Annotated in this window: 18 protein-coding genes; 10 read left to right on the forward strand and 8 right to left on the reverse strand. The window is 64.8% G+C overall.

Annotation, left to right across the window (positions count from 1 at the left end):
* Positions 1–66 precede the first annotated feature (66 nt).
* The gene (locus ABLI39_RS10380) at positions 67–1,638 is read left to right on the forward strand and encodes a cytochrome b/b6 domain-containing protein (RefSeq protein ID WP_349413343.1); all 1,572 of its coding nucleotides are present in this window, start codon (positions 67–69) and stop codon (positions 1,636–1,638) included.
* A gap of 146 nt (positions 1,639–1,784) precedes the next feature.
* On the forward strand, positions 1,785–2,045 hold the full coding sequence (locus ABLI39_RS10385) for a hypothetical protein (protein ID WP_349413435.1): 261 nt from the start codon (positions 1,785–1,787) through the stop codon (positions 2,043–2,045).
* Here the strand turns inward: ABLI39_RS10385 and ABLI39_RS10390 are convergent.
* The 5 genes from ABLI39_RS10390 to ABLI39_RS10410 all read right to left on the reverse strand — a co-directional run bounded on the left by ABLI39_RS10390 (position 2,042) and on the right by ABLI39_RS10410 (position 5,169).
* A complete protein-coding gene (locus tag ABLI39_RS10390; RefSeq protein ID WP_502935220.1) occupies positions 2,042–2,389 on the reverse strand; it encodes a hypothetical protein in 348 nt (115 codons plus the stop codon). The genes ABLI39_RS10385 and ABLI39_RS10390 overlap by 4 nt on opposite strands.
* Positions 2,390–2,404: 15 nt before the next feature.
* Positions 2,405–2,746 (reverse strand): YciI family protein, encoded by a 342-nt coding sequence (locus tag ABLI39_RS10395; protein WP_349413344.1) that lies wholly within the window; start codon positions 2,744–2,746, stop codon positions 2,405–2,407.
* 88 nt (positions 2,747–2,834) lie between these two features.
* The gene (locus ABLI39_RS10400; RefSeq protein WP_349413345.1) at positions 2,835–4,070 is read right to left on the reverse strand and encodes an RNA polymerase sigma factor; all 1,236 of its coding nucleotides are present in this window, start codon (positions 4,068–4,070) and stop codon (positions 2,835–2,837) included.
* Positions 4,067–4,393, reverse strand: coding sequence for a YciI family protein (locus tag ABLI39_RS10405; RefSeq protein WP_349413346.1), 327 nt, complete (start codon positions 4,391–4,393; stop codon positions 4,067–4,069). Before ABLI39_RS10405 ends, ABLI39_RS10400 begins: the two co-directional genes overlap by 4 nt.
* A 116-nt stretch (positions 4,394–4,509) precedes the next feature.
* The gene (locus ABLI39_RS10410) at positions 4,510–5,169 is read right to left on the reverse strand and encodes a GntR family transcriptional regulator (protein ID WP_349413347.1); all 660 of its coding nucleotides are present in this window, start codon (positions 5,167–5,169) and stop codon (positions 4,510–4,512) included.
* Between the two features lie 189 nt (positions 5,170–5,358).
* Here ABLI39_RS10410 and ABLI39_RS10415 point away from each other — a divergent pair, with 189 nt between their 5' ends.
* From ABLI39_RS10415 to ABLI39_RS10435, 5 genes are read left to right on the forward strand one after another with little or no spacing between them, the layout of a single operon-like run.
* Positions 5,359–6,552, forward strand: a complete 1,194-nt coding sequence (locus ABLI39_RS10415; RefSeq protein WP_349413348.1) for a 4-oxalomesaconate tautomerase — start codon at positions 5,359–5,361, stop codon at positions 6,550–6,552.
* Positions 6,549–7,574, forward strand: coding sequence for an amidohydrolase family protein (locus ABLI39_RS10420; RefSeq protein ID WP_349413349.1), 1,026 nt, complete (start codon positions 6,549–6,551; stop codon positions 7,572–7,574). Before ABLI39_RS10415 ends, ABLI39_RS10420 begins: the two co-directional genes overlap by 4 nt.
* Before the next feature lie 23 nt (positions 7,575–7,597).
* Positions 7,598–8,284 (forward strand): 4-carboxy-4-hydroxy-2-oxoadipate aldolase/oxaloacetate decarboxylase, encoded by a 687-nt coding sequence (ligK, locus tag ABLI39_RS10425; RefSeq protein ID WP_349413350.1) that lies wholly within the window; start codon positions 7,598–7,600, stop codon positions 8,282–8,284.
* 23 nt (positions 8,285–8,307) lie between these two features.
* A complete protein-coding gene (locus tag ABLI39_RS10430; RefSeq protein ID WP_349413351.1) occupies positions 8,308–9,228 on the forward strand; it encodes an amidohydrolase family protein in 921 nt (306 codons plus the stop codon).
* Positions 9,229–9,266: 38 nt separating this feature from the next.
* Positions 9,267–10,649, forward strand: a complete 1,383-nt coding sequence (locus ABLI39_RS10435; RefSeq protein WP_349413352.1) for an MFS transporter — start codon at positions 9,267–9,269, stop codon at positions 10,647–10,649.
* Positions 10,650–10,723: 74 nt separating this feature from the next.
* Here the strand turns inward: ABLI39_RS10435 and ABLI39_RS10440 are convergent, their stop codons facing one another.
* Together ABLI39_RS10440 and ABLI39_RS10445 are read right to left on the reverse strand one after the other, a co-directional pair.
* On the reverse strand, positions 10,724–12,727 hold the full coding sequence (locus tag ABLI39_RS10440; RefSeq protein ID WP_349413353.1) for a vWA domain-containing protein: 2,004 nt from the start codon (positions 12,725–12,727) through the stop codon (positions 10,724–10,726).
* An 18-nt stretch (positions 12,728–12,745) separates the two neighbouring features.
* On the reverse strand, positions 12,746–14,134 hold the full coding sequence (locus tag ABLI39_RS10445) for a sigma 54-interacting transcriptional regulator (RefSeq protein ID WP_349413354.1): 1,389 nt from the start codon (positions 14,132–14,134) through the stop codon (positions 12,746–12,748).
* A gap of 54 nt (positions 14,135–14,188) precedes the next feature.
* Here ABLI39_RS10445 and ABLI39_RS10450 point away from each other — a divergent pair, with 54 nt between their 5' ends.
* From ABLI39_RS10450 to ABLI39_RS10460, 3 genes are all read left to right on the forward strand, one after another.
* On the forward strand, positions 14,189–14,854 hold the full coding sequence (locus tag ABLI39_RS10450; protein ID WP_349413355.1) for an MSMEG_4193 family putative phosphomutase: 666 nt from the start codon (positions 14,189–14,191) through the stop codon (positions 14,852–14,854).
* 34 nt (positions 14,855–14,888) lie between these two features.
* Positions 14,889–15,083 carry a protein kinase family protein gene (locus ABLI39_RS10455; RefSeq protein WP_349413356.1) on the forward strand — a complete coding sequence of 65 codons (195 nt, stop codon included), beginning with the start codon at positions 14,889–14,891 and terminating at the stop codon, positions 15,081–15,083.
* Between the two features lie 69 nt (positions 15,084–15,152).
* Entirely contained in the window at positions 15,153–15,368 is a 216-nt protein-coding gene (locus tag ABLI39_RS10460; RefSeq protein ID WP_349413357.1) for a hypothetical protein, read from the forward strand.
* Between the two features lie 449 nt (positions 15,369–15,817).
* Here the strand turns inward: ABLI39_RS10460 and ABLI39_RS10465 are convergent, their stop codons facing one another.
* The gene (locus ABLI39_RS10465; RefSeq protein ID WP_349413358.1) at positions 15,818–18,871 is read right to left on the reverse strand and encodes an SIR2 family protein; all 3,054 of its coding nucleotides are present in this window, start codon (positions 18,869–18,871) and stop codon (positions 15,818–15,820) included.
* Between the last annotated feature and the right edge of the window lie 10 nt (positions 18,872–18,881).

Raw genomic sequence — 18,881 nt, forward strand, 5'->3', positions numbered from 1 at the left:
CGACGGGGACTCCCTCGCGTGCCGGGCGGCGAGCCGTGGCCGCCGGCCGGCCAGGCGCCCGAACGCATGGTTTCCGCCCCCGCTGCCGCCCAGGAAACGGCTCCAGCTACGACGGCGTTGTCCGCCCCGGTGCTCGCAGCCGGCGTTCCTTCCGTAACCGCCCCGGCAGCAGGCTCGGGTGCGCGGCAGCTCCGCCGCGGGCTGCCGCGTGTGCCGGGCGGCGAGCCCTGGCCTCCCGCTGGCGTGGGTCCGCTGTCGGCGGCGCCCGTGTCCGAGGCTCCGGTCGCGGCCGCCGAGCCTGCGACGGCCACTCCGGCTGCCGCTCCGACGCCGGCCGCTCCGATTGCTCCGGTTGAGGAGGCCGTGCAGGCGACGACGCCGGCTTCAGCAGCGACCGCTGCTGCGCCTACGCCGGGGACCGCCCAGCTTCGCCGCGGACTCCCCCGCGTCCCGGGCGGCGAACCGTGGCCGCCGGCCGGACTTGCACCGGCAGCCACCGCCCCAACCCCTGCCCCGGTTCCCGCACCCACCCCGCAGGCGGTTCCCGAACCTGCGGCCCAGGCTCCTGCTCCGGCTGAAGTTCCGGCCGCCGTCGTCCTCCCGGAGACCGCGTCGGAAGCAAAACCGCCAGCGGCCACGAGAGAGCGGGAAACGCCCCCGGCCGCGGCGGCACCGCCCGCCGTCGTCGAACAACCCGCAAAACCATCAACTCCCGCCAAGCCCAAAACCGAGGCAAAGCTTTACGGCTCGCGGACCCTGGCCCAGTGGGTCAAGCGCATTGCGCTCCTCGCTGTGGCAGCGATTGCCGCCGCCGGGATCCTCATCCTCGCCGCGCGGGGAGTGACGACATTGCCGGGCGTGCCGGCGTTCCTCGAGCGGTACCCCGGCGAGTACCACCTGCCCGAGACCGCCGAACAAGGCTTCCCGTGGTGGGCGCAGTGGGCGCATTTCTTCAACTTCTTCCTGATGGCGCTGATCATCCGGTCCGGTTACCAGGTGCGCACGCAGCAGAAGCCGCCGGCGTTCTGGACGCCCAAGCGCGGCGGGAAAAAGATCAGCATCACGCTGTGGCTGCACCAGTCGCTGGACATCCTGTGGCTGGCCAACGGCCTCATCTTTGCGGTGCTGCTGTTCGCCTCGGGCCACTGGATGCGGATTGTCCCGACCAGCTGGGAGGTGTTCCCGAACGCGGCCTCCGCGCTGCTGCAGTACCTGACGCTCGACTGGCCGGTGGAGAACGGCTGGGTGAACTACAACAGCCTGCAGCAGTTGATGTACTTCTTGGTGGTGTTCATCGCGGCCCCGCTCGCGGCGATCACCGGGGTGCGCATGAGCGAGTTCTGGCCGAAGAACGCGACGACGCTGAACAAGGCCTACCCGGTGGAGGTGGCGCGGGCGCTCCACTTCCCCGCGATGCTGTTCTTCGTGCTGTTCATCCTGATCCACGTGTTCCTGGTATTCGCGACGGGCGCGCTGCGCAACCTGAACCACATGTTCGCCGGCACCGACGAGGTGAACTGGGTGGGCTTCTGGCTCTTCGCGGCCGCCATCGCCATCACCACTGCCGGCTGGTACGCCGCCCGCCCGATCGTGCTCGCCCCGATCGCCAGGCTGTTCGGGAAGATCAGCAGCCGCTAGGCCGGTAGGCGAGTGTCCGGACGGTCAATTTTTCGCTCCTACCGGCGCCTCCGGGGCCGTGGTACGTTCAGCGTGATCGGGATGTCCGGACACGGCCCCTTGACCTGCCCGGTTCCTGGCACAGTCCCAGAAAGCAGAGGCACGTGATGCCAACACTATTGATTTTCCATGAAGTCGACGACGTCGAACATTGGCTCAAGTCACCCAAACGCGAGGAAGTTTTCGGCCCTCTGGGCATTACGGTTCGGACCTTTACCGACCCGGCCAAGAGCCAGCGCGTAGGCCTGATTGCCGAGGTCCCGGACCTGGACGCGTTCCAGCGCATCATGGCGACGCCGGAGGCGGCCGAAGCGATGAAATTCGACGGCGTCCGGCCGGACACCATTCTGATACTCGTCGAGCCCTAAGCCTCCGGCCAAGACCCAGCGGGCAGGCTGGCGTCGATGAGGAAGGTCATGAACGCCGGCGTCTCGTAGGGGTGCGCGGACAGTGCGGCGTTGACGATGGCGTCGCGCCGGGAGCGCGGGTAGATGGCCTCGATCCGCGTTTCCGGAACTTCCTCGGGGGAACCGACGGCGCCGATGGCAGGGTGCGCGCCCGGCAGCGGCATGAAGCGCCCGGTGCCTTCGGCGCTAAACGAGCAGTGGGAGTAGTTACCCAGCCTGCCCGCCCCGGCGTCGCCGATGGCCTGCCGGACGGCGTGAGCTGCGTCGGTGGGGACGTAAATGACCAGGCAATCCATCGGCTCCATGACTGAAAGTCCCGGTCAGCTGGCCGGGTCGTATTGGAAGGCGCGTACCTCCTGCGAGCAGCGGCAGGCGGCCGCGATCTTGGCCGCCCACTCCACAGCCGCATCGTAGGACGGCAGTTCCAGCACAGAGTAGCCACCTTCGAGCTGCGTTGTCTGTGGGTAGGTGCCCTCGCGGACGGTCCCGTCGGCGTCCACCATGACCGGCGGAATGCTCTCGTCGATGCCGCCGCCGAAGACCCAGACGCCAGCGTCCTTCGCCTCCTGGACGACGGCGTGCGACGCGTCCGCAACGGCCTGCAGCTCCTCCTCGGGGAAGACCATGGCGGCACTTGGAAACGAGATCAGGTACTTCGTCATCGGGTGGGCTCCTTCTTCGCAGAACGGGGGATGGCGTTCATCCTCGCGGACGGTGTAGGGACCGCGCAAGGTACGAGCCGGGCCCGGCTCACGAACCCAGCCCGTCCCGGCGGCGCTGCAAGGTGGCGGCCTCGGCGGAGTTTCCCGCCAGTTCGATCGCTTTCCCATACGCCGCACGCGCCTCCGTGGCGCGGCCCAGCCTCCGCAGCAGTTCTGCGCGGGTGGCGTGGTAAGCGTGGTAGCCGGCCAGGTCTGCCTCAAGCCGGTCGACGGCGGCGAGCGCCACCTGCGGCCCGTCCAGCTCCCCCACCGCCACGGCCCGGTTCAGCTCGACAACCGGCGACGGGTCGAGGGCCACCAGCTGGTCGTAGAGCGCGACGATCTGGGACCAGTCAGTGTCACGGAAATCGCGGGCCGAGGTATGCACGGCGTTGATCGCCGCGAGGAGCTGGTACGGCCCCGGGGCCAGCCCGGAGGCGAGACGCTCCCGCACCAGACGGTGGCCCTCGGCGATCAGCGATGCATCCCAGGCATCCCGGTCTTGCTCGTCGAGGGTCACCAGCTCGCCGCCTGCCGAGATCCGGGCGCCACTGCGGGCCTCGGTGAGGAGCGTCAGGGCCAGCAGCCCGGCCACCTCGCCGTCGTCGGGCATCAGGGTCCGGAGCAGGCGGGTGAGCCGGATGGCCTCGGCAGTGAGGTCGGAGCGGACGGGGTCGAAGCCGGGGACTGTCGCCAGATAGCCCTCGTTGAAGACAAGGTAGAGCACGGCGAGCACGCCCGCGACCCTGCCCGGCAGGTCCTCCGCGGACGGCACCCGGTACGGGATCCGCGCGGCCTTGATCTTGGCCTTCGCGCGGGTGATCCGCTGCCCCATAGTGCTCTCCTGGACGAGGAAGGCCCGGGCGATCTCCGGCACGGTCAGCCCGCCCACCATACGCAGGGTCAGGGCCACGCGGGTCTGCAGCGCGAGTGCCGGGTGGCAGCAGGTGAAAATCAGCCGGAGCCGGTCGTCGTCGACGGCGCCGGGAGGTTCGGGAGGGTCGTCGTCGAACACCAACTGGGCCTCCTGGTGTTTGCCGTCGCGCTTGTTTTCGCGCCGGAGCCGGTCGATGGCCTTGCGCTTGGCCGTGGTGGTCAGCCATGCGCCGGGGTTGGGCGGGACGCCGTCTGACGGCCAGCGTTCGACGGCGGTCGCGAACGCCTCGGCCGCCGCCTCCTCGGCGAGGTCGAGGTCGCCGAAACGGCGGGTCAGGGCGGCGACCACCCGGGCCCAGTTCTCCCGGTAGGCATGGGCGACGGCGACGCCGGCGTCGGTTCCGTTCACAGGAACGGCCGCACCTCGACCTTCCGGTTGCAGGCCTTCGACCCCTCGGCGGCGAGCTTAAGGGCGACGTCGAGGTCCGGGGCGTCGATGATCCAGAAGCCGGCGAGGTACTCCTTCGACTCCACAAAGGGCCCGTCCGTGACCACCGAGGAATCGCCACCCCGGTTGTCGACGACGGTGGCCGTGTCGGGGAATCCCAGCCCGCCGGCGAAGACCCAGTGGCCCTCGGCCTGGAGCCGGTCGTTGAACACGTCGATCGCCGCCATCTCGTCCGACGGCGCGAGCTCCAGCTGGTCGTGGATCACGGAAAGCAAGAACTGCATGTCATCTCCTTAGGTTTGGGGCGCCCCTCGCGGGCGGCCGCTCACCTCTACTACGAACAACTCTGCCCCGATTCGACGGGAAATGTGCGGTGGGTGGTCGCCGCCGGGTCGAAGATCTAAAGATTGGACGCCCGGATGGCGTCCGCAACGCTTTCAAGATGCAGCCGCATTGCCTCGGATGCGCCGTCGGCATCGTGTCGGCACACTGCGTCGATGATCGCGAGATGCTGTGGAAGGGAAACGCTGGGGCGCCCGGGCTGGCGCGCCAGCTGGAACTGAAAGCGCACGGCCTGGCCGCGGAGCCGCTTGATCGTCGCCTCGGCAGTTTTCTGAGCGCTCACTGCAATGATCCTGGCGTGCAGACGCTGATTGCACAGCGAGTACGCCTCCCGGTCTCCGCGTTCGACCGCCTCCTCCATCTCCTTCGCGAGCTTTCGGAGGTCAGCTGATTCGGCTTCGGATATTCTTTCGGCTGCCTTCCGGGCGCACAGCGCTTCGAGTGCGGCTCGGACTTCGGTGATCTCCAGCGCCTCGTCGACAGAAACGGCCCTCACTCGAGCCCCTCGGTTCTGGACGCGTTCGACTAAGCCTTCGACGCTCAGCTCGGACAAGGCAACACGAACGTTGCCACGGCTGGCCCCGTACTCGTCCGCCAAGTCGGCCTCAACGAGCCGCTGCTTCGGCACGAGTTCCCCCCGGATGATCGCACTGCGCAGAACGTCAACTAGCTCGGAGGCCGAGAGGTTGCCACTGGCCGTCTCCCTAACTGCTGTCATGCTCGCCCCTTCGGAACGTAGTTCGGTGCACTTCCTCTTTGTATTGTAAACAATTTTGTCAGGACCGTACCGGCTCCGCACTTCCCGGCGGCCGCAGAGCAGCAAAAATATTTCGCTGGCGATATTGCTAACAATTTCGTCAACGGATATCGTCGTGTGTACTGCATCACTATCGAGGGAGCTAACACAGTGGTTCAAGCCACCAGCCAGGGCACGACGAATGGCCGCCCGCGGGTGCACGGCGCTCAGACCGCGATTCCGTGCTGGTTCATGCGCGGAGGTACTTCGAAGGGTCCGTTCTTCCGGGCCACAGACCTCCCGGAGGACGCTACTTCCCGCGACGCCATACTGCTGGCCTCGATGGGATCCCCGGACCCCCGCCAGATTGACGGCTTAGGCGGTGCCACTTCGCTGACCAGTAAGGCCGGCATTGTCGCCGTCAGTGAACGTGGCGACGCCGACCTCGAGTTCCAGTTTGCCCAGCTCCAGCCCAATAGCGACGTCGTCGATCTGACTCCCAATTGCGGAAATATGCTCGCGGCGGTGGTGCCCTTCGCCCTCGAGTCCGGCCTCCTGGTCGCCGAGGACGACACCACAACGGCACGGGTTCTCACGCTCAACACGGGCCAAATTGCCGAGATCACGGTGCCCACACCGGCCGGCGAGTTCGGCCGATATGTGGAGTACGCCGGCGAAGCCCAGATCGACGGCGTACCCGGATCCGCTGCCCCCATCTCCATCAATTTCCTCGACACCGCCGGATCGGTCTGTTCCTCGTTGCTGCCCACAGGCCACGTGCGGGATCGTGTGGAGGTGCCCGGTGTCGGAGCGGTTGACGTGACATGCATCGACAACGGCCAGCCGCTGGTGATCGTGGCCGCAGCGGCGCTCGGCCGCACCGGTTACGAGCCGACGACTGCACTGAACGAGGACCAGGATCTCAAGTCGCGGTTGCAGGACCTGCGCCTTGCCTGCGGCGAGCTAATGGGCCTCGGTGACGTGAGCGGCAGGAACTATCCGAAGATGACGCTAGTTTCGCGGCCGACTCAAGGAGGCGCGATCAACACCCGCAGCTTTATCCCCCACGTCTGCCACGACTCCATCGGAGTCCTGGCCGCAGTCACGGCGGCAACCGCGTGCGTGATCGAGGGAACTGTCGCCCATGACCTCGCGGAGATTCCCCCCGGAGCCCGCGGTCAGGTGTCCGTGGAGCATCCCGCCGGGGAGTTCAGCATTGACCTGAGCCTCGACCCGGCAAACCCCCAGCGCGTCATCAAATCTGCGCTGCTGCGCACAGCCCGGCTCCTCATGGCCGGAGACGTATTCATCCCGCGCCACACCTGGACCCCGAGCGCGGACGCACTTGAGGAGAAGCACCAATGATCATCGATTGCCATGGCCATTTCACCACCGCCCCGGAGGAATTGGAGCAGTGGCGAACCCAACAGATCGCCGGCCTCCAAAACCCTGCGGCAGCCCCCACGCGGGCAGACTTGCGCATCACCGATGCCCAACTGCAGGAAAGTATCGAAGCGAACCAACTGCGCCTCATGGACGAGCGCGGCATCGACCTGACGATTTTCTCCCCTCGCGCCTCGTTCATGGCCCACCACGTCGGCGGCTTCGAGACCTCCGCACAGTGGGCCGCCATCTGCAATGAACTCTGCTTCCGGGTCAGCGAACTCTATCCCGAGCGGTTCGTACCTGCCGCCATGCTCCCCCAGTCCCCCGGCGTCGACCCCGCAACCTGCATCCCCGAACTCACGGTGTGCGTCGAGGAGTACGGAGCAGTCGCGCTGAACCTGAACCCTGACCCGTCCGGCGGCCATTGGACCGCCCCACCCCTCACCGACCGGTCCTGGTACCCGATCTACGAAAAAATGGTCGAATACGACATCCCGGCCATGATCCACGTCAGCACCAGCGTCAACCCGGCCTTCCACACCACCGGAGCGCACTACCTGAATGCCGACACCACGGCATTTATGCAACTCGTCCAAGGGGACCTGTTCACCGATTTCCCCACGCTCAAACTGGTCATTCCGCACGGCGGCGGCGCCGCGCCCTTCCACTGGGGACGTTTCCGCGGCCTGGCCATGGCATTGAACAAGCCTCCGCTGGAGGAGCACGTGATGCGCAACGTCTTCTTTGATACATGCGTCTACCACCAGCCCGGCATTGATCTGCTGCTGGACGTCGTCCCCACACGCAACATCTTGTTCGCTTCCGAAATGATCGGCGCCGTCCGGGACATCGATCCATGTACCGGCCACCACTTCGACGACACCCGTCGTTACCTCGAAGATTCCGGCCTGTCCGAGGCTGATCTGGCATCCGTCCAGGAGCACAACGCCCGCACCGTCTACCCCCGATTGAATGCCTTGCTCAAGCAGCAGGGCCGCTGAACTCTCATTAGGAGCAAAGATCCATGCAGGAACTCGGAATCGTACACCGCACCATAAACCGCGCCTCCCGCGCGGACGTCGAAGCGCTGGCGGCGTTCGCCGTCAGCACCATCCATGAAGCCATGGGCCGCCTTGGCCTGATGCGCCCTTACATCCGCCCGGTCTACCCGACGGCGCGGCTTTGCGGCACCGCGGTCACGGTGCTCCTTCAGCCCGGCGACAACTGGATGCTGCACGTGGCAGCCGAACAGGTCCAGCCCGGCGACGTCCTCGTCGCTGCCTGCACCACCGAATGCGAAGACGGGTTCTTCGGCGACCTGCTCGCCACCTCCGTTCGTGCGCAGGGCGGTGTGGGGCTAGTGATCGACGGCGGCTGCCGGGACGTTGCCTCCCTGCAGGAGATGGACTTTCCCGTCTTCAGCAGGGCCATCAACTCCAAGGGCACCATCAAGGCCACCCTCGGCTCCGTCAACGTTCCGGTGGTGTGCGCCAACGCCCTGGTCAACCCCGGCGATGTCGTGATCGGGGACATCGACGGCGTCGTGGTGGTTCCCGCCAGCCGTGCGGCAGACGTGGCCGAGTCCGCCCGGCAGCGTGAAGCGAACGAAGAGGGCAAGCGCCAACGGTTCGAGGCTGGCGAGCTTGGACTCGACATGTATTCCATGCGCCAACCACTCGAAGCCGCCGGACTGCGGTACATCGACTCATGAGTAATCTGGCCAAAGGAGACGCCATGAGCGCCACGTTCGCTAAATCCCCCGGGTGGCTGGACTGGTACCGCAACCCCTCCACCCCCCGCTTCAGCCTCCCCGAGGGGACGGTGGACGCCCACTGCCACGTTTTCGGACCCGGAGCCGAGTTCCCGTTCGCCCCGGAGCGCAAGTACACCCCGGGGGATGCGGGCAAACAGCAGCTCTTCGCCCTTCGCGATCACCTCGGAGTCAGCCGCAACGTCATTGTGCAGGCGACATGTCATGGGGCTGATAACAGTGCGATGGTGGACGCGGTCCAGGCTTCCGGCGGGCAGGCCTGCGGCGTCGCCACCGTCCGTCCCGACGTGACGGAAGCCGAACTGCGGCGCATGGATGAGAGCGGCGTGCGGGGTGTCCGGTTCAACTTCCTCAAACGGCTGGTCAGTGCCGCCCCGCAGTCTGACCTCGCTGAGATTGCGAAGAAGATCGCTCCGCTGGGCTGGCACATTGTCATCTACTTCGAGGGTGCAGATCTGGAGGAGCTGGAAGGCTTCTTCGGTTCCCTTCCCACCCCGCTCGTGGTGGACCACATGGGACGGCCGGACGTCACCAAGCCCGCTGACGGCCCCGAGTTCGACCGCTTTCTCCGGTTCACTGACAAGAACGATGTGTGGGTGAAGGTCAGCTGCCCGGAGCGGCTCAGCCTCACCGGGCCGCCGGCGCTCGACGGGCAGCAGCGCCCCTACACGGACGCAGTGCCTTTCGGACGCCGGGTCATCGCAGAGTTTCCGGACCGCGTGCTGTGGGGCAGCGACTGGCCGCACCCCAACCTCACCGATCACATGCCGGATGACGGACTCCTGGTCGACTACATACCGCAGGTAGCGGTGACCGCAGAGCAACAGCACAAGCTCCTCGTCGCCAACCCCATGCGGCTTTACTGGCCGGGCGAAGACGCCTAGCCCCCTCCACTCAAACCCATCTTCCCCAGAGGACTCCAATGATGCACTCCAATGCGGCAAACCGGCTCGACCGGCTTCCGATCTCCAAGTTCCACAAGATCACCCTGGTCGCCGTGTCCTTCGCGTACTTCTTCGAATTCGCGGACATCAACAGCTTCGCCACCACCGTTCCCAAGCTGATCAAGTTGTGGGGCGTCACCATCAACGAGATCGCCTACGTCACTTCCGCGTCTTTTGTCGGCATGTTCTTCGGCTCGCTCATTGCGAGCTGGCTTGCTGACAAGTGGGGACGAAAGAGGGCGCTGGTTCTTACCACGTTGTGGTTCTCCGCCTTCTCATTCGCCGCCGTCTTCGCCTGGGACATCGTCTCACTCGGAGTCTTCCGGGTGCTGACCTCGGCCGGCCTCTCAGCCATGACGGTGGTAGCGGTCATCTACGTCAACGAGGTCTTTCCGGCCGCCGTCCGCGGCAAGTACCAGGCATACGCCATCGTCATCGGCATCTGTGGAACGCCTGCCACCAACCTCATCGCCAGCATGGTGGTTCCCCTCAGCGACTGGTCGTGGCGGCTGGTGTACCTCTGGGGAGCACTGGGCATTGTCTTCGTCTTCTTCGTCCGCTACCTGAAGGAGTCTCCACGCTGGTATGAAAGCAAGGGCCAGTACGACAAAGCGGACGCCGCCCTCACCGACATCGAGGCGCGGGTTGCTGCAGAAAAAGGGCCGCTGGCAGCTCCTGCCGCACCGGCCGAGTCCGCACAGGCAACCAAAACCAAGGCCCCGTTCAAGCTCCTGCTACAAAAGAAATACCTCGGCCCCACCCTCCTGCTTACGGTTCTGTGGGTGACGCAGACGATTGGCTTCTTCGGGTACTCAAGCTGGGCGCCGACCCTCCTGGCCAAGGAAGGCTTCAGTGTTGAAAACTCCATCTTCTACGTGGCGCTGACCACCGTGGGTGCTCCCCTCGGTTCCTTCCTGGCATCCTTGGTCACTGACCGCTTTGAGCGGAAGTGGTGCCTGGTGGTCTTCGGCACGACCATCGCTGTCTGCGGTCTCCTCTACGGGCTTACCTTCAACCCGATCCTGATCGTTGTCTTTGGTTTCCTCGTGAACCTCTTCGAACGAGGCTACACAGCCCTCGCCTACGCCTACTCCCCCGAATTGTTCGATACAGCGGGCCGCTCGTTGGGAACCGGCGTCTCGTACGGCCTGGGCAGGCTTTCTAACGCTGCGGGTCCGCTGATCATCGCGGGCTTGTACAACGGAAGCGGATACCAAAGTGTTTTCTTCTTTATCGCCGGCACCTGGCTGTTTGGCGCACTCGCGCTAGCCTTCTTCGGCCCCAAAACCCGGCAGGCCCGGCTGGTTGACCGCGCCGAGTCACGCGACCTGGCGCCGTCAGCCTCAACGCATCAGGCCTGAAAACGCGAGCAGCGGGCTGTCCCGGCTCGTGGAGGTCACTGGAAGTAAAGGCCGGCGGGATGTCCCGCCGGCGTTTATCCGGCCCAGTCCTCGTCCCCGTACGCCCGGCCGCGGAAGTGCGCGCGGAGGTACTCGCCGACGACGGCGGCGCCCAGGTCCCCGGCGTCGGGCGCCACCACGCGGCCGTCGATCCGCTGAGCCATCCGGGCGACGAACCGTTCCAGGCCCGGGTCACTGCCGAGCCGGAAGAACGTCGCCTGGGCGCCGGCGCGGCCCAACCGGTCCAGCTCGGCGACGGTCACCCGGATGGTCTCCGGGTCCGGCGGATAAGAGAACCAGGACTCGCCGTCCGCCTCCAGGTGCGCGGTGGGTTCGCCGTCGGTCACCACCAGCAGGACCGGCTGCATGGACGGGTGCTGACGGAAGAACCGCCCAGCCAGCAGCAGGCCGTGGTGCAGGTTGGTGCCCTGCTCCCGGAAGGCGGGCAGGGCCGTGAGTTCGCCGATGTCCATGGTCTGCGCGTAGCGGCCGAAGCTGATCAGCTGCAGCCGGTCGCCGCGGAACTTGGTGGACACGAGGTGATGCAGGGCAAGCGCGGTGCGTTTCATCGGCACCCAGCGCCCCTCCGCGGCCATTGAGAAGGAGACATCCACCAGGAGCGCGACGGCGGCCTGCGTGCGCGCCTCGGTTTCGGTCACCTCGATGTCGTCCACCGCCAGGCGCAGGCCGTGGCGCGGATCGCCGCCGTCGGCAATGGTGCGGCGGATCGCGTTGGTGATGGTCCGGGTGACGTCCCACGGCTCGGCGTCGCCGAACTCCCACGGCCGGCTGGAGCCGGTCTGCTCCCCCGCCGCCCCGGCGACGCGGGTGTCCCGGCGGCCCTGCCGGCCGGAGAGCTGCTTGGCGGTGTCGCGCAGCAGCGATCGGCCGAGCCGCCGCATGGCCTGTGGGGAGAGCTTGAGGTCGCCGTCGGCGCCGCGCTGGAGGAATCCGCCGTCGTGCATGGCCCGCTCGATCTCCGCCAAAGTGCGGGCCGACACCGCCGCGTCCTGCCCCAGCTGGCGGGCCAGGGCCTCCAGGTCCAGGTCGTCCAGGCGGGAGCCGTTGTAGGACTGGGACAGCTGTTCGGCGAGTTCATCCAGTTCGGCGAGGTCCTGCAGCACGCCGGTGCCGTCGCCGAGCCCCAGCCCCTCCTCGCCCTCGAAGCGTTCGGAGCCGGACCAGTCCTCCCCCGGGCGCAGCGCCTGCAGGTTGGCATCGAGTTGGCCCAGCTGTGCCATAAGCTCCGGCGAGCCGAACGCCTGCGCGGAGAGCCGCATCAGTTCCTCGCGCTGCTCGGCGGACATGGACTGCATGAGCCGCTGGGCGGCGGCCGCGCGCTGGGCGAGCGCGTCCAGCAGCTCCTCGACCGACTGCGGGTTCTCCGGGAAGTACTGCCCGTGCTTGGCCATGAACTCCTGGAAGTCCGCGTCGGTGTCCTCGCCGCGCCGGTGCTTGCTGAGCAGTTCGTTGAGGTCGGCCAGCATTTCGGCGACGGCCGCGCGGTCTTCCTCGGTGGCTCCCTCGAGTGCCTCCTTCATCCCGGCGAACCGCTGGTCCAGCATCTCGCGGCCTAGCAGGTCCTTGATCTGCTCGTAGGCCTCGCGGGCGGTGCTGGACTGCCAGTCGTAGGAGGCGAGTTCGTTGACCGCTGCCGCCGTGGACTGGGGCAGGTTCTGCAGTTGCATCTCGCGGAAGGCGCGGTCGGTGTCGTCCATCCGGACGTCGCGGGCCAGCTGTTTGCGCTCTTCCAGCACCGCGGTCTCCAGCAGTTTCTGGACCTCGTTGAGGGTGCCGTCCAGCTTGTGCTGGCCCAGCAGGTCCTTGCGCCGCTGCTGGACGCGGCCGGCGAGCTCGTCCAGCCCTTCCCGGTTCCGGCCGCCGCGGCGCAGGTACTCCTGCAGGGCATGCCGCGGCGAGTAGCCGGCCATCACGTCTTCGGCGACGGCGTCCAGGGCCTCCGCCAGGTCCACCGGCGGGGCGAGCGGATCGGGCCCGCCCGCGTAGCGGCTGTAGCGGGAGCGGTGGTGCGCGGTCATGGGCCCTCCTTAGCCGCGTTACCCGTAGACGGTCGCCTCGTCGTCGGAGTCCTTAGAGATCCGCCGGGCGAGGTAGAGGCCTTCCAGTGCCAGTTCGACGGCGGCGGCTCGCTGCCCGTCGTTGGTCGCGCCCAGGCGCGCGCCGATGTCGTCGTAGAGGCTGGATCCGTTAAGCGACGGGAGGTAGTCGAGGAACTCCCGCGCTGTGACGAGTTCGCCGGTGGTGACCGTGGTGTGGCCGTCCAGCGCCGCGACGAGTTCTCCCATGTCGAGGCCGTGGAAGTGCGCCCGCACGGCTTCGGCTGTGGCCATCCGCAGCAGGTGGTCCAGGATGTCCTGTTCCCGGCCTTCCTCGCCGGATTCGAACTCGATCTTCCCGGCGAGGACTTCCACGGCGGCGTCGAGGTCGATGATCCGGGCGACGGCCTCGTCCTCGCCGCGTACGCTGGCCCGGCGCAGGGCGGCCGCGGCGACGGTTTCGGCGCCGGCGATGGCGAACCGGGCGGACACCCCGGAGGTCTGGTTGATCGCCGGGGACTGCCGCAGCGCCCGGGTGTAACGGGCCAGGATCTCCAGGATGACAGGCGGGACGCCGGCCACCAGGTGGCCCTCCTGCCGGATGACGGCCACCTCGTCGTCGAGCTCAATCGGGTAGTGGGTGCGGATCTCGGCGCCGAAGCGGTCCCGCAGCGGCGTGATGATCCTGCCCCGGTTCGTGTAGTCCTCCGGGTTGGCGGACGCGACCACCAGGACGTCCAGCGGCAGCCTCAGCACAAAGCCGCGGATCTGGATGTCGCGTTCCTCCATCACGTTGAGCATGGAGACCTGGATCCGCTCGGCGAGGTCGGGCAGTTCGTTGATGGCTATGATGCCGCGGTTGGAGCGCGGGACCAGGCCGTAGTGGATCGTTTCCGGATCGCCCAGGCGGCGGCCCTCGGCCACCCGCATGGGGTCGACGTCGCCGATCAGGTCCGCGACGGAGGTGTCCGGCGTCGCGAGCTTCTCGACGTACCGTTCGGAGCGGTGCCGCCACGCCACCCGTAGCCGGTCCCCCTCGGTGAGGACACGGGCGCGGGAGTGCTCGGTGAGGGGTTCGTAGGGGTGCTCGTTCAGTTCCGAGTCCTCGATCACCGGCGACCACTCATCCAGCAGCCCGGCCAGGGTGCGGAGCAGCCGGGTCTTGCCCTGTCCGCGTTCGCCGAGCAGGACGACGTCGTGCCCGGCAAGCAATGCGCGCTCGAGCTGGGGCAGGACGGTGCGGCTGAAGCCGTACATCCCGGGCCAGGGGTCGCGGCCGGCGGCGAGCGCGGCGAGCAGGTTGTCGCGGATTTCGCGGCGCAGGTCCTTGTGGACGTGGCCGGAGGCGCGCAGTTCACCAACAGTGAAGATTTCGGGGCGATCACTCACTCCTCCACCGTAGACCTCGCCTCGGAACCATGGCACCCCCTAGGGTGAAACGTAATGACCGCAGCAACGCCTGGACCGTCATCGGAGCCCCCACGGCGGGGCACGCTCCTGCTTTTGGTGCGCCACGGGGAAACGCCGACGACGGGCCTGGTGCTGCCGGGCAGGGCGCCGGGACTGCACCTGTCCGAGCGGGGACGGGCCCAGGCCGAGCGTCTTTCCGAACGGCTCTCCGGCCTGGGCGTGGATGCCCTGTATTCCTCGCCCCTGGAGCGTGCCTGCGAGACGGCGGAGCCAACGGCAGTGCGCACGGGACTGGCGGTCAAGCACGACGACGGGTTGGTCGAGTGCGACTTCGGCGAGTGGACAGGATCCGCGATCGTCGACCTGGCGTCCTTGCCGGAGTGGCAGACCGTGCAGCACAGCCCGTCCGCCTTCCGCTTCCCGGACGGCGAGAGCTTCCCGGAAATGCAGGCGCGGATCGTCGGAGCGATGGAGGCGCTGTGCGCAGCCCACGCCGGGGGCGTGGTGGTGTGCTTCTCGCACGCCGACCCCATCAAGGCCGCGGTGGCCCATGCCCTCGGCACGCCGCTTGACCTGTTCCAGCGCATCTTCATCAGCCCGGGGTCCGTGTCCGCCATCTCCTACACGGACGGGCAGGACCCTGCGGTGCTGATGGTGAATTCGACGGCGGAGCCGCTCAGTGGGCTGAGGCCATCATGAATATGGGCAGTCGGTGTCCGTCCGGGAGCTGAGAGTGCTCACCGAGGGCAGCATCGAGCTGCTGGGCCTCATCCCGCGCAGCAGCAACCAGACGTTCCTGGTCCAGGTCACCTGGGGTGAGGATGTCGGGTACGCGGTCTACAAGCCGGAGGCCGGCGAACGGCCGCTGTCCGACTTCGAACCTGGCCTCTATAAGCGCGAACGCGCTGCCTACCTGCTCAGCGAGTAGTTGGGCGGGGGTGTTCCGCCGACGGTGATCCGCGACGTCCACGGGCTCTGATTCTCGGCAACATTCAAATTGCGCACCGTCATCTGGGACTTCGCCGGCGAACCCATCCTCGAAGGGCTGCTGGCCGACATCGCCCCGCTCGCCGAGGCCGTCCCCGCCGAGTTGGCAGAACTGCTCGACGAGGACAAGGTCACCGCCCTGAAGCGCCGAGTCCAGCGCCTGCTGCACGCGCGGATGCTCTCGGTTGACCACACCGGCATGCGCTACCCGTGGCCGCTGGTGTAAGTCCCGCTCGGGCCTCCCGATAATGGCCCTCCTGGGTTTGAACTGCCACTTGGCCGCTCGGAAGGCTTGCCCAGGGAGACTGAACGGAATGGCGAAGACGTGCTGAAGTAGGGAGTCGCCCCTACTTCTGGCTGACCTTGATTTTGCATTCAGCCCCGGCCTCAAATCCACACTTTTAATACGCCTGCGCGTGAGTAGGCTCGCGCGCGTGGCTTGCTCAAAGCCATCGATAGCAGCCTGCACCCGCCCTCGAAATTTCCCCATATCTCAGGGTTCTTGATGCTTAGGAAGACTTTCGGCACACGTTCGCTAGGACGACAACAGAGCTAGTGTTGATGATCTTCAACTCGCCTCAAGTTTTTCGCGTCTGCTGAAGTTCAAGTAGAAGCATGACCAACTATAGGGGCACATTAAACTATCAATTGATCATCGAGTAGTCCTCACTGAGGCTAGTCAGGTTGCGAGGTAATGCTTTCCATGACCGAGGACCCTTGAGGTAGCCGCTGCTTTCGATTCAGAACACGACTCCTGGTCAAATCTTGCTCATACTTCGCAATGCGGGTCTTCTTATCCTGCTCGGAATCGAATGTATAGCGCCTAGCGACTCGCTCTCTAAGGAAGATTTTCAAGTTCTCTTCATCGTAGCTACTGAGTTCACTAGTTCTAAATGTGATTGTGGCAAGCATGCCCAAGAATTCGCTAACGATCCATCGATGACCGTGAGTCGCGATGAGGTCGGGCAACATCTTGGTCCAATTTTTCTCTTGTATGTCGAAGGCGAACATGGCAGCCATTGCCATGCCGTAGTCGTCCTGGCGGAAGGCCGGGTCGTTGATCAGATCATCGTGGAGCAAGAGGAGCTTCCTGGAGGTCAGGCATGCGGAGAGGCCGGAAAATATAACGAATGTAGGGATAAACATCGCGATTCTGGACGTCATCTCCTCCGCCTTGTTCTCCCGTACATCCCCTTGTTCGACCAAGGAGTCGACCATCGAGCGCGCGGGCTCTTCGAACACGCCGTCCTTTTCCAGGGAGTCCAATGCAATGCCCCAGTGAAGTAGAACTTGCTTCAGAACGCGCAATTTGAGATCGAGATTTGCCAACTGATCAGAGTCGCGAAGGACGCGAGAAGCTAAATCAACAGCGCGGATACGCCGGAGCGTCGGCGAGAGCTTTGATAGGTCCTCCAGTGGAAATGGGACCATGTCGGCATCGTCTGAATAGTCGTATTCTTCCACGGCTTCTGAGTCGGACCCCACGCTTGGCCCCACCTCGTCCGGGCCGTCGGGATCCTCATCAGGGACCGGACCCTGGAAGAGCCCGCCCAATTCGTCGGGAGCTTTAGTCTTCTCGAACTTGCCAAATATTCGTCCACTGGGAGCCGCGCTAGGGAGGACCTGCAGGAGGCTACCGACATGCTCCACCACCCGGCTGTCACTGCGCAGAAGCGCGGCGTAATGCCGGATGATCGGCGCGTAGAAGACTGAGTCTGCCAACAGTTCCGCGAGAAATTCCGAATCGTCGATGGCAGCCTTGGCAGCGAAAAGATGCAGGTAGCTGGACTGTTGGAACTGAACAACACCATTCGTCACCCTAAGAACCCTAATCTCTCTAAAAGTCTCGAGAGTTCGGATTGGGTCTTCTTTCCAGCTGACGCTGGTGAAGTACTCCTGGATGCACTTAACGGCCTCGTCCTGCGCCAACGCACCCTTCCGTTGACGCACAAAAACTTTTGCCAGAGCGGAAAGAACTACTTGGCGATTTTGGGGATCTAGCGCATAGCGTGCATCAAGTAACGCCGATCCGTTTCGACCAAGAAGTAGGTTCACATAGTCGTCGAGGACGGCTGTTTCCGAGGAATGTTTACTGGCCTCCCCAAGCTGGGCAAAGAGACAAACCAGGAGGGAGACCGTGAACGGATTTCTCGGTAGATGCTCCCGCTTGAGTGCGTCCTGAACCGCGTCAGTGATGAAGCTGCTTCGCTTCGGGGCAACTATCCGCGCGAGAAGGTCAATCTCGGAGCGTCCAAGCTTTCCCAAGTATACGATTTCGGGAGCTAGGTGATTGTCCTTAAGGTCTCCAAAAAGCTGGTGCTCGTCTCCAATCTTGACTCCGACAACAATGAATCTGGCTCGCGACTCCCTAATATCATTGATGATGTTGTAGTAGTTATTGGAGTCATCCGGAACCAAATTATCGATCGCCACCACATGATCGGGAAGAGCGGCCTTCTTGTGATCTACGATGCGTCGAAGGATCGCTTCCTGCCGGACCTGCTGGTCCAGTGGCTTCTTAGTGAGATGACACCGTCTGCCGTCGACGAATATCGGAGCAGACCCTGGGCGTTCAAACGCGGCTTTGGCAACGATCCAGCGGAGCGCTGTCGTGATGCCCGACAGCTCTTCCCCCGCTAGAATGACGAGCTTGTCCTTTGAATACGATTCCTCTGCGTCTATCCGTCGGGGCCGAAGGTCATCGTCATAGTTCTGCATGGACGCGAATTGTTCGTGGGGAACGGGCAAGATGACGGGGGCTACCGTAATGTCGGCCAGTTCACAGTCTGCTGTCTCTTCGATGTGGGATCCAACGACGGTTTCTGCGCGTATCTGGTCGAGAATTGCCTCTCTGGCGAATGTAAGGCGATCCCTATTGGCGTCCGACTCGGACCCGATTTCTTCAGCCAGCTTGTCGATAAATTCCGCCAGTTCACTGTGGTCGCTACCGTAACTAAGCACCCGGATGTCATGTGAACCGTGGGCATCTTCCAATTCAGACATTTCTGACTCAAGGCACAACCTGAAGTGATCTCCGCGCGACTCTGGAAACATGGTTGAGTGACGACTGATTAGACGCGAGAAATTGGGATCATGCAGTCCACCGCCGAACCCCACATAGATGAACGACTTTGTGGAGTAGTGCGCTTGCTGGACGAACTGGCCACGATCGTCTCCCAGAAGCCGCGCGTAATCCGACTCCGAGAAAATGACAGATTCAGGAGAATTCCAGATGCCGTGAAGATGTCCGATCGCTTTGCTTTCATATCGGAAAACGGATCGCATCGCTTCGGGGTCTGTCCATGAAACGGATGGGAGGCGGAGGGCCTTCTCCATCAGGTCGTCATAGTTTGTTGTGAGGAGAGGGAGCCCCAGGGAAGCTAGAGCATGCGCAAGGTTCGTATGTCTGGCTCTAAGACTCCCGACTGAATCGCGGAGCCAATCTGCGTAGGTCTGTGGGCTTCGAGACCGTAGCTTTGCCGCTATTTGGCTTGCTACACCTATCAGGCCGGAAACGTCGGACTTGTTAAGGGCATATTCAAGGGTCATGTGTTGCATGGCTGCCCAGTCTTCATCGCTCGCGGCAGCCTTGATCCCGTGTTTGATAAGGCCGACCCAGTTGGCCGTGGTTGCGCCCCCAGTCATCGCCATACTTGCCCCGGCCCCCAAGATTAGGATCGCTTGTCCTGACCTGACCGCGGCCAGCAGCCGCTCCCTGTGCTCGTTCACGTGGTCCCCA

The organism is Pseudarthrobacter sp. B907 (assembly GCF_040137805.1).
In the GTDB taxonomy this organism is placed as follows: Bacteria; Actinomycetota; Actinomycetes; order Actinomycetales; family Micrococcaceae; genus Arthrobacter.

Bases quoted from the DNA above. Each gene is read 5' to 3' on its own strand.
- ABLI39_RS10380 (WP_349413343.1), top strand. From the start codon at position 67: ATGGTTTCCGCCCCCGCTGCCGCCCAGGAAACGGCTCCAGCTACGACG.
- ABLI39_RS10385 (WP_349413435.1), top strand. From the start codon at position 1,785: ATGCCAACACTATTGATTTTCCATGAAGTCGACGACGTCGAACATTGG.
- ABLI39_RS10390 (WP_502935220.1), bottom strand. From the start codon at position 2,389: ATGGAGCCGATGGATTGCCTGGTCATTTACGTCCCCACCGACGCAGCT.
- ABLI39_RS10395 (WP_349413344.1), bottom strand. From the start codon at position 2,746: ATGACGAAGTACCTGATCTCGTTTCCAAGTGCCGCCATGGTCTTCCCC.
- ABLI39_RS10405 (WP_349413346.1), bottom strand. From the start codon at position 4,393: ATGCAGTTCTTGCTTTCCGTGATCCACGACCAGCTGGAGCTCGCGCCG.
- ABLI39_RS10410 (WP_349413347.1), bottom strand. From the start codon at position 5,169: ATGACAGCAGTTAGGGAGACGGCCAGTGGCAACCTCTCGGCCTCCGAG.
- ABLI39_RS10420 (WP_349413349.1), top strand. From the start codon at position 6,549: ATGATCATCGATTGCCATGGCCATTTCACCACCGCCCCGGAGGAATTG.
- ligK (WP_349413350.1), top strand. From the start codon at position 7,598: ATGCAGGAACTCGGAATCGTACACCGCACCATAAACCGCGCCTCCCGC.
- ABLI39_RS10430 (WP_349413351.1), top strand. From the start codon at position 8,308: ATGAGCGCCACGTTCGCTAAATCCCCCGGGTGGCTGGACTGGTACCGC.
- ABLI39_RS10435 (WP_349413352.1), top strand. From the start codon at position 9,267: ATGATGCACTCCAATGCGGCAAACCGGCTCGACCGGCTTCCGATCTCC.
- ABLI39_RS10440 (WP_349413353.1), bottom strand. From the start codon at position 12,727: ATGACCGCGCACCACCGCTCCCGCTACAGCCGCTACGCGGGCGGGCCC.
- ABLI39_RS10450 (WP_349413355.1), top strand. From the start codon at position 14,189: ATGACCGCAGCAACGCCTGGACCGTCATCGGAGCCCCCACGGCGGGGC.